This is a genomic window from Streptomyces sp. DvalAA-14 (assembly GCF_900091855.1).
Classification (GTDB): Bacteria; Actinomycetota; Actinomycetes; order Streptomycetales; family Streptomycetaceae; genus Actinacidiphila.
On sequence record NZ_FMCH01000582.1, the window covers coordinates 1 to 1,751 of the forward strand.

Annotated in this window: 2 protein-coding genes; both read right to left on the reverse strand. The window is 70.2% G+C overall.

The genetic code is table 11. From position 1 onward, the window contains the following. A partial coding sequence (locus tag GA0115240_RS31450; protein ID WP_370673393.1) for a discoidin domain-containing protein occupies nt 1-272 on the reverse strand: 272 nt, incomplete at its 3' end. A gap of 228 nt (nt 273-500) precedes the next feature. Further along, nucleotides 501-1,751 (reverse strand): glycoside hydrolase family 27 protein (locus GA0115240_RS31455; RefSeq protein WP_346268003.1); only part of this gene is annotated, 1,251 nt, incomplete at its 5' end.

Consider the following 1,751-nt stretch of genomic DNA (forward strand, 5'->3'; position numbering starts at 1 on the left):
ACCTGGAGCCACTGCGGGTCGGCGGCGGCGCTGGACCAGCGGGTGCCGGTGTTGCCGTCGACCGCGGAGGCCGCCGGGGTGCCCGCGTTCTCCGTGGAGGAGGCCGTGGCGGGCTTGCCCTGGGACAGGAGGGTGCCCGCGGCTCTGGCCGGGGTCTGGAGGATCACCAGAGCGAAGGTCGCGATCAGCGCCGCTACGCAGGCGAAGACCAGTGATCGGGGGTATCTGCCGAACAGGTGGGGGGTGAACAGACGTGGGGGGCTGCCGGTCACGGCGTCTCCTGAGTGTCGTCGCCGGAGGGTGAGAGAGCGCTCTCTGGATGCTGTGATGATTACGGCGCTGTTGCTGACACGTCAAGAAAGTGAACAGGATTCGCCTCACCGATTCACAGCTTCGCGCGCCTGCTGTCGACAACCGAAGATGCGGCGAACCCCTTGCCCCGATAGGGGAGTTATGCCGTTTTCCGCTGTGTGCAAGATCTTGACACGGGTGGCGCCCGGTCAGCCGGCCCGCCGGGCGGCGGCATCCGGACCGGTCACCCGGTTCGGTGTCACCCGCAGCATCACGGTGCCGTGCGCCGGGACCACGGCCGCGATCGGGCCGGTCGAGGCGGACACCGCCTTCGACCACAGGTCCTTGACGGTGTACGAGGAGGCGCCGTCCAGGCCGATCTCCGCCGCGGTCGTCGCGACGGTCCCGGCCGAGGCGTTCTCATCGGTGAGCGTGACCGCGCGGCTGCCGTCGGCCAGCGGCTTGGACATCACCACCAGTCCGCCACCGGACGAGACCACCGTGCCCTGCCGGCCGAGCGGGTCCTGGTCCACCGCGATCACGTCGGTGTTCTTCAGGATCGCCAGCGTCGCGGCGCTCGCCCCGCGCAGATCGCTGCCGATCAGCAGCGGCGCCGCCATCTCCGACCAGAGGCTGAAGTGGGTGCGGTACTCGGTGTCGGTCATGCCGCCGTTGCCGACCTCCAGCATGTCCGGGTCGTTCCAGGCGCCGGGCCGGGCGTAACCGGCCAGCGCCTGGTTCTGATGTACGATACCGATCATGCTCGACCAGGAGTCGCCGATGTCACCGGTGGTGCGCCAGGAGTTGCCCAGCGCCGGCGCCCAGGTCCACGGCTGGGTGGAGCCCCACTCGCAGACGCTGTAGAGGATCGGCCGGCCGGTCGCCTTCAGCGCGTCGGCCATCGCCTGGTAGCGGACCCTGGTGTCGGTGCCGGTGTTGTTGCAGTTGTCGTACTTCAGGTAGTCGACGCCCCAGGACGCCCACAACTCGGCGTCCTGCCGCTCGTGGCCGAGGCCGCCGGGGAAGCCGTTGCTGTCGCAGGTCTTGGTGCCGGCGCTGGAGTAGAGGCCGAACTTCAGGCCCTTGGCGTGGACGTAGTCGGCGACGGCCTTGATGCCGTGCGGGAAGCGGACCGGATCGGCGACCAGGTCACCTCGCGTGTCGCGTTGCGGCAGCGCCCAGCAGTCGTCGAGATTCACATAGGTGTAGCCGGCCGCCTCGAGCCCCCGTGAGACGAAGAGGTCGGCGATGCCCTCCACCATCGCCTCGTCGAAGTCGGCCCGGCAGTGGGTGGAGTTCCAGTTGTTGAAGCCCATCTGCGGGGTCAGGGCCAGGCCGTTGTCGGCCGCCGCGGCCGGCGGGGCGGCGCCGAACTGGGTGCTGACGGTGGCTCCGGCGGTGAGCGCGCCGACCCCGGCCAGACCGTCGGCGGTCAGCGCGGCCGCGGCGAACAGGGCGGC